General features: G+C 46.9%; 4 protein-coding genes and 4 pseudogenes. 4 read left to right on the top strand and 4 right to left on the bottom strand.

Annotation, left to right across the window (positions count from 1 at the left end):
- The 4 genes and pseudogenes from D3H35_RS29350 to D3H35_RS35415 form a co-directional block, all read left to right on the top strand.
- Positions 1 to 447 (top strand): condensation domain-containing protein (locus tag D3H35_RS29350; RefSeq protein WP_233568238.1); only part of this gene is annotated, 447 nt, incomplete at its 5' end.
- Positions 448 to 514: 67 nt separating this feature from the next.
- On the top strand, positions 515 to 832 hold the full coding sequence (locus D3H35_RS29355) for a condensation domain-containing protein (protein ID WP_119152609.1): 318 nt from the start codon (positions 515 to 517) through the stop codon (positions 830 to 832).
- Between the two features lie 65 nt (positions 833 to 897).
- Positions 898 to 2,131: pseudogene (locus tag D3H35_RS29360) on the top strand (condensation domain-containing protein); the annotation flags it as partial.
- Positions 2,132 to 3,941: pseudogene (locus D3H35_RS35415) on the top strand (non-ribosomal peptide synthetase); the annotation flags it as partial.
- A 668-nt stretch (positions 3,942 to 4,609) separates the two neighbouring features.
- Here D3H35_RS35415 and D3H35_RS35240 read toward each other — a convergent pair.
- From D3H35_RS35240 to D3H35_RS33865, 4 genes and pseudogenes are all read right to left on the bottom strand, one after another.
- Positions 4,610 to 6,419, bottom strand: a pseudogene (locus D3H35_RS35240) (non-ribosomal peptide synthetase); the annotation flags it as partial.
- Positions 6,420 to 7,720 (bottom strand): annotated as a pseudogene (locus D3H35_RS35245) (condensation domain-containing protein); the annotation flags it as partial. It abuts the pseudogene before it with no gap.
- The gene (locus D3H35_RS33860) at positions 7,717 to 8,157 is read right to left on the bottom strand and encodes a condensation domain-containing protein (protein ID WP_119152618.1); all 441 of its coding nucleotides are present in this window, start codon (positions 8,155 to 8,157) and stop codon (positions 7,717 to 7,719) included. The gene D3H35_RS33860 and the pseudogene D3H35_RS35245, both read right to left, overlap by 4 nt.
- A partial coding sequence (locus D3H35_RS33865; protein WP_267901480.1) for a condensation domain-containing protein occupies positions 8,103 to 8,618 on the bottom strand: 516 nt, incomplete at its 5' end. The genes D3H35_RS33865 and D3H35_RS33860, both read right to left, overlap by 55 nt.

Below are 8,618 nucleotides of genomic sequence, written 5' to 3' on the forward strand. Positions count from 1 at the left end.
GAGCGCGTGGAAGTCAAGCCGCTTCGCAAGGATTCTGAAGTTGGAGCAGGCCTCATGAAAGACGGCCGGCATGTATCCTTGACCCTGACGGAAGAACAGACGGAAAAACTGCTGAAGCAGGTCAACAAGGCGTACAACACGGAAATTAACGATATTTTGTTAACGGCGTTGGGATTGGCGATCGGCGAATGGAATGACAGTAAGCAAGCGGCCATTGAGCTGGAGGGACATGGCCGGGAAGAGATCGGTCATGAAGTGGATATCAGCCGGACGGTGGGGTGGTTTACCACCCAATATCCCGTGATATTGGAGATGGAACAAAGTCGGGAGTTATCGTACCAAATCAAGACGGTAAAAGAACACCTGCGCCGAATCCCGAATAAAGGGATCGGATACGGGTTGTTAAAGTACGGGAAGGCAGCTGCTGAAGGCGGACATGGAAGCTGAAGCCGGAGGTCAGTTTCAACTACCTGGGACAATTTGACCAGGACGTGGAAACGGGACTTTTTGCGGGATCGAGGTACGGCGCGGCAGCTTGGTCAGTCCGAACGGAGAAAGAACGTCGACGCTGTCGATCAACGGAATGGTTCTGGGCGGGCAACTGCAGCTTACGATCGATTACAACGGGAAAGCCTATGAAGCGGATACGATTGAAGAGCTGGCAGCCGGGTACAAGCGTCATCTGGAAGCCATCATTGAGCATTGTGCGGATAGAAGAGAGACGGAAAAAACGCCAAGTGACCTTTCTTTCAAACAACTAACAATACAGGAATTAGAAGAATTTGAGGAAGAAATGGAATGGTTAACAATACTGGATTCTGAAAGGGTATGATTCGGATGAATTCAACGAAAAGCAAAATAAAAGATATTTACCCACTAACCCCTATGCAACAGGGCATGTATTTTCATAGCTTAAAAGATAAAGATTCCGGAACATACTTTGATCAGGTTTGTTTTGATATTGAGGGCAACCTTGATACGGCCTTATTGGAACAAAGTATCAATAAACTTATTGAGAGGCACGATATTTTAAGAACTATTTTTTCAAATAAAAGCAAGCAGGTTCTGCAAATCGTATGGAAAGAAAGACCACTCAAAGTTTTTTTCGAGAATTTGAATGGTTTGGGAATCGACCAACAAAACACAATAATTATAAATTATAAACAAAAGAGCAAAGTACAAGGGTTTGATCTGGGAAAAGATCAGTTAATGCGCTTTGCCCTATTCCAGAGAGAAAAAGAGAAGTACACAATGGTGTGGTGTTTTCACCATATTCTGATGGATGGCTGGAGTCGGCCTATTGTGACTGAAGAACTGTTTGCGATTTATCGTTCGCTTAGCCAACAAGAGTCACTTTCAATGCTCCCAACCATTCCTTACAGCCGGTATATTCAATGGTTGGAAAGTCGAGATCAGCAGCGAGCATTGCAATATTGGAAGGATTATATGCAAGGTTATGAGAATGTGGTTAGCGTTCCGATGAAGGAAAACAAGGCAAATTGCCCATTTCTCTTGGAAGAAACGGAGCTTGTCTTGAACACGGAATGGACTGGCATAGTCACTGAATTAACCAAGCAGCTTCAAGTAACGGTAAACACGTGGCTGCAAACGATATGGGGAGTACTGCTGCAAAAATACAATGGTGTGGACGATGCCGTATTCGGCTCGGTCGTATCAGGCCCGTCCTTCCGAGATTGCGGGCATTGAGCAAATGATCGGCTTGTTTATCAACACGATACCCGTTCGTATTCAAAGCAGGCCGGGCATGTCTTTTTCCGACCTTGTGAAGCAAGTCCAGCTGTCATCGCTTTCGTCGGCGCAGTACGACTATTATCCGCTTTACGAAATTCAGGCGAACTCTCCGCTGAAGCAAGGATTGGTCAATCATGTCATGGTGTTCGAGAATTACCCGATCGGAGAAGCCATCGAACAATCGAGCGGACAAAGCATCGGGTTTACGATTAGCAACGTAGAGACGTTTGAACAATCCAACTATGACTTCTGCGTCACGATTGTGCCTGGAAATGAAATAAGGATTAAATTCAGCTACAATGCGGCGCGAATCGATCGCGGAATGGTAGCGAGAATACGGGGGCACTTGCAAGAGGTTATCGGCCAGGTCTTGGAAACCCCGCATGTACACATCGATCAGTTGGAAATCGTGACGGAAGAAGAGAAGCGTCAGCTTCTGCATGAGTTCAACGACACGAAGGCGTCGTATCCGGCGGATCAAACGATTCACGGGCTGTTTGAAGAACAGGTAAAGAAGACACCGGATCATACGGCTGTCGTATTGGAGTCGGAGTCGCTAACGTATGCGGAATTGAACGGACGAGCGAATCAACTGGCGAGAGTGCTGAGGGGCAAGGGCGTTGGAGCGGATCGGATCGTGGGGATCCTGGCGGAGCGGTCGCTGGAGATGATCGTGGGGATCCTGGGGATCCTGAAAGCCGGAGGGGCGTACCTGCCGATCGATCCGGACTATCCGGCGGAGCGAATCGGGTACATGCTGGAGGACAGCGGAGCGGATATTCTGCTGACGCAGAAGCGGCTGGAAGCGAAGACGATGGGATTCGCGGGAGAAGTGCTGCATGTCGATGACGAGCGGTTGTACGCCCTGGATGACACCAATCTTGAGCACACGGGCAGTTCCAAAGATCTGGCGTATGTGATCTATACTTCGGGCTCCACCGGGAAGCCGAAGGGCGTCATGATCGAGCATGATAATGTCGTAAGATTATTCTTTAACGACAGAACTCCATTTCAGTTCTCCTACAAAGATACTTGGACGTTGTTTCATTCCTTCTGTTTTGATTTTTCTGTTTGGGAAATGTATGGTGCCATTCTGTATGGCGGGAAATTGATTGTTGTTCCAAAGAGGTCAGCAAAAATCCAAGGGAGTTTCTGACGTTATTAAGAACGGAAAAGGTAACGGTATTAAATCAAACGCCAACCTATTTTTATCAGTTGGTTGAAGAAGATCGGCTTCAGGCAGAGCCTCTGTTGCTTCGGATGGTTATTTTTGGGGGGAAGCGCTGAAGCCAGCGTTACTCGAGAATTGGAAGTCGAAGTATCCGAACGTAGAGCTTATTAATATGTACGGCATCACAGAAACAACGGTCCATGTCACCTATAAACAAATGAAACAGACGGAGATTGAAGGGCACATAAGCAATGTGGGTCAGCCTCTTCCCACTTTGCACACTTATATATTGGGTTCGGATCATAAATTGCGGCCCGTTGGAGTGCCCGGAGAATTGTATGTCGCAGGAAATGGGCTTGCAAGGGGTTACTTGAATCGGCCGGAGCTCACCGCGGAGAAATTCGTGGCCAATCCGTTCGCGCCCGGCGAGCGGATGTATCGGACGGGAGACCTGGCGCGCTGGCTGCCGGACGGGAACATCGAATATTTGGGACGGATCGACGAGCAAGTGAAAGTCCGCGGCCACCGCATTGAATTGGGCGAAATCGAAACGCAGTTATTGAAGCACGAAAGCATCCGCGAGACCACCGTTTTGGAAAGGAAAAATAAAGAAGGAGAAACGTACCTGTGCGCATATTTCGTCGCAGACAAAGAAATATCGGTCATGGAACTCCGCAAGCATTTATCCATTTCACTTCCAGAATATATGATACCTTCTCATTATATGCAATTGGAATATACACCCCTTACGAGCAACGGAAAAGTCGATCGTAAGGTTTTACCGGAACCAGATGGCCGTATGACACTCGGTATCGTTTATGAGGCTCCGCGAAACGAATTAGAAGAGGAATTTGTCCTGATATGGCAGGAAGTGTTACATATTGAACGAGTGGGTATCCAGGATAATTTTTTTGACATTGGCGGGGATTCGATAAAAGCAATTCGCTTGATGAGCCGAATTGGAACGAAACTCGATCAAAAGGTTACGATTCACGATCTTTATCTGCATCCAACGATCAAGGGGTTTCTCGAAGCTAGAAGTGATATAGAGAGTTCGATGATGAACGCGAATAACCTCGAATTTACCGCAGAAATAGAACATGCAATCCAAAATGCGGCTGGGATCTATGGGCGGGCATTAATGGAGAATATAGAAGATATTTATCCCATGAGTGATATCGAGCAAGGGATGATTTATCATAATTTAATAAATCCGGAATCCGCTATCTATCACGAGCAGTTTGTTTTTCCCTGGAAAGAGAATTATTTTAGCATCGACGCATTGGAAAGAACATTGCACTATTTGGTGAAGAAACATTCCCAATTACGTTCCGATTTTCAATATGGAGAATCAGAGATTCCTATGAAGATTGTAACGTAATTGGGAATGTTTCTTCACCAAATAGTGCAATGTTCTTTCCAATGCGTCGATGCTAAAATAATTCTCTTTCCAGGGAAAAACAAACTGCTCGTGATAGATAGCGGATTCCGGATTTATTAAATTATGATAAATCATCCCTTGCTCGATATCACTCATGGGATAAATATCTTCTATATTCTCCATTAATGCCCGCCCATAGATCCCAGCCGCATTTTGGATTGCATGTTCTATTTCTGCGGTAAATTCGAGTTATTCGCGTTCATCATCGAACTCTCTATATCACTTCTAGCTTCGAGAAACCCCTTGATCGTTGGATGCAGATAAAGATCGTGAATCGTAACCTTTTGATCGAGTTTCGTTCCAATTCGGCTCATCAAGCGAATTGCTTTTATCGAATCCCCGCCAATGTCAAAAAAATTATCCTGGATACCCACTCGTTCAATATGTAACACTTCCTGCCATATCAGGACAAATTCCTCTTCTAATTCGTTTCGCGGAGCCTCATAAACGATACCGAGTGTCATACGGCCATCTGGTTCCGGTAAAACCTTACGATCGACTTTTCCGTTGCTCGTAAGGGGTGTATATTCCAATTGCATATAATGAGAAGGTATCATATATTCTGGAAGTGAAATGGATAAATGCTTGCGGAGTTCCATGACCGATATTTCTTTGTCTGCGACGAAATATGCGCACAGGTACGTTTCTCCTTCTTTATTTTTCCTTTCCAAAACGGTGGTCTCGCGGATGCTTTCGTGCTTCAATAACTGCGTTTCGATTTCGCCCAATTCAATGCGGTGGCCGCGGACTTTCACTTGCTCGTCGATCCGTCCCAAATATTCGATGTTCCCGTCCGGCAGCCAGCGCGCCAGGTCTCCCGTCCGATACATCCGCTCGCCGGGCGCGAACGGATTGGCCACGAATTTCTCCGCGGTGAGCTCCGGCCGATTCAAGTAACCCTTGCAAGCCCATTTCCTGCGACATACAATTCTCCGGGCACTCCAACGGGCCGCAATTTATGATCCGAACCCAATATATAAGTGTGCAAAGTGGGAAGAGGCTGACCCACATTGCTTATGTGCCCTTCAATCTCCGTCTGTTTCATTTGTTTATAGGTGACATGGACCGTTGTTTCTGTGATGCCGTACATATTAATAAGCTCTACGTTCGGATACTTCGACTTCCAATTCTCGAGTAACGCTGGCTTCAGCGCTTCCCCCCAAAAATAACCATCCGAAGCAACAGAGGCTCTGCCTGAAGCCGATCTTCTTCAACCAACTGATAAAAATAGGTTGGCGTTTGATTTAATACCGTTACCTTTTCCGTTCTTAATAACGTCAGAAACTCCCTTGGATTTTTGCTGACCTCTTTGGGAACAACAATCAATTTCCCGCCATACAGAATGGCACCATACATTTCCCAAACAGAAAAATCAAAACAGAAGGAATGAAACAACGTCCAAGTATCTTTGTAGGAGAACTGAAATGGAGTTCTGTCGTTAAAGAATAATCTTACGACATTATCATGCTCGATCATGACGCCCTTCGGCTTCCCGGTGGAGCCCGAAGTATAGATCACATACGCCAGATCTTTGGAACTGCCCGTGTGCTCAAGATTGGTGTCATCCAGGGCGTACAACCGCTCGTCATCGACATGCAGCACTTCTCCCGCGAATCCCATCGTCTTCGCTTCCAGCCGCTTCTGCGTCAGCAGAATATCCGCTCCGCTGTCCTCCAGCATGTACCCGATTCGCTCCGCCGGATAGTCCGGATCGATCGGCAGGTACGCCCCTCCGGCTTTCAGGATCCCCAGGATCCCCACGATCATCTCCAGCGACCGCTCCGCCAGGATCCCCACGATCCGATCCGCTCCAACGCCCTTGCCCCTCAGCACTCTCGCCAGTTGATTCGCTCGTCCGTTCAATTCCGCATACGTTAGCGACTCCGACTCCAATACGACAGCCGTATGATCCGGTGTCTTCTTTACCTGTTCTTCAAACAGCCCGTGAATCGTTTGATCCGCCGGATACGACGCCTTCGTGTCGTTGAACTCATGCAGAAGCTGACGCTTCTCTTCTTCCGTCACGATTTCCAACTGATCGATGTGTACATGCGGGGTTTCCAAGACCTGGCCGATAACCTCTTGCAAGTGCCCCCGTATTCTCGCTACCATTCCGCGATCGATTCGCGCCGCATTGTAGCTGAATTTAATCCTTATTTCATTTCCAGGCACAATCGTGACGCAGAAGTCATAGTTGGATTGTTCAAACGTCTCTACGTTGCTAATCGTAAACCCGATGCTTTGTCCGCTCGATTGTTCGATGGCTTCTCCGATCGGGTAATTCTCGAACACCATGACATGATTGACCAATCCTTGCTTCAGCGGAGAGTTCGCCTGAATTTCGTAAAGCGGATAATAGTCGTACTGCGCCGACGAAAGCGATGACAGCTGGACTTGCTTCACAAGGTCGGAAAAAGACATGCCCGGCCTGCTTTGAATACGAACGGGTATCGTGTTGATAAACAAGCCGATCATTTGCTCAATGCCCGCAATCTCGGAAGGACGGCCTGATACGACCGAGCCGAATACGGCATCGTCCACACCATTGTATTTTTGCAGCAGTACTCCCCATATCGTTTGCAGCCACGTGTTTACCGTTACTTGAAGCTGCTTGGTTAATTCAGTGACTATGCCAGTCCATTCCGTGTTCAAGACAAGCTCCGTTTCTTCCAAGAGAAATGGGCAATTTGCCTTGTTTTCCTTCATCGGAACGCTAACCACATTCTCATAACCTTGCATATAATCCTTCCAATATTGCAATGCTCGCTGCTGATCTCGACTTTCCAACCATTGAATATACCGGCTGTAAGGAATGGTTGGGAGCATTGAAAGTGACTCTTGTTGGCTAAGCGAACGATAAATCGCAAACAGTTCTTCAGTCACAATAGGCCGACTCCAGCCATCCATCAGAATATGGTGAAAACACCACACCATTGTGTACTTCTCTTTTTCTCTCTGGAATAGGGCAAAGCGCATTAACTGATCTTTTCCCAGATCAAACCCTTGTACTTTGCTCTTTTGTTTATAATTTATAATTATTGTGTTTTGTTGGTCGATTCCCAACCATTCAAATTCTCGAAAAAAACTTTGAGTGGTCTTTCTTTCCATACGATTTGCAGAACCTGCTTGCTTTTATTTGAAAAAATAGTTCTTAAAATATCGTGCCTCTCAATAAGTTTATTGATACTTTGTTCCAATAAGGCCGTATCAAGGTTGCCCTCAATATCAAAACAAACCTGATCAAAGTATGTTCCGGAATCTTTATCTTTTAAGCTATGAAAATACATGCCCTGTTGCATAGGGGTTAGTGGGTAAATATCTTTTATTTTGCTTTTCGTTGAATTCATCCGAATCATACCCTTTCAGAATCCAGTATTGTTAACCATTCCATTTCTTCCTCAAATTCTTCTAATTCCTGTATTGTTAGTTGTTTGAAAGAAAGGTCACTTGGCGTTTTTTCCGTCTCTCTTCTATCCGCACAATGCTCAATGATGGCTTCCAGATGACGCTTGTACCCGGCTGCCAGCTCTTCAATCGTATCCGCTTCATAGGCTTTCCCGTTGTAATCGATCGTAAGCTGCAGTTGCCCGCCCAGAACCATTCCGTTGATCGACAGCGTCGACGTTCTTTCTCCGTTCGGACTGACCAAGCTGCCCGCGCCGTACCTCGATCCCGCAAAAAGTCCCGTTTCCACGTCCTGGTCAAATTGTCCCAGGTAGTTGAAACTGACCTCCGGCTTCAGCTTCCATGTCCGCCCTTCAGCAGCTGCCTTCCGTACTTTAACAACCCGTATCCGATCCCTTTATTCGGGATTCGGCGCAGGTGTTCTTTTACCGTCTTGATTTGGTACGATAACTCCCGACTTTGTTCCATCTCCAATATCACGGGATATTGGGTGGTAAACCACCCCACCGTCCGGCTGATATCCACTTCATGACCGATCTCTTCCCGCCCATGTCCCTCCAGCTCAATGGCCGCTTGCTTACTGTCATTCCATTCGCCGATCGCCAATCCCAACGCCGTTAACAAAATATCGTTAATTTCCGTGTTGTACGCCTTGTTGACCTGCTTCAGCAGTTTTTCCGTCTGTTCTTCCGTCAGGGTCAAGGATACATGCCGGCCGTCTTTCATGAGGCCTGCTCCAACTTCAGAATCCTTGCGAAGCGGCTTGACTTCCACGCGCTCAACGGCTTGCCAATATTCGGCTTCCTCCAACACCTGCCCGCTGTTGGCGTAGCCTTGCAGCGCCTTCGC

This window comes from Cohnella faecalis, assembly GCF_003570905.1.
In the GTDB taxonomy this organism is placed as follows: Bacteria; Bacillota; Bacilli; order Paenibacillales; family Paenibacillaceae; genus Cohnella; species Cohnella faecalis.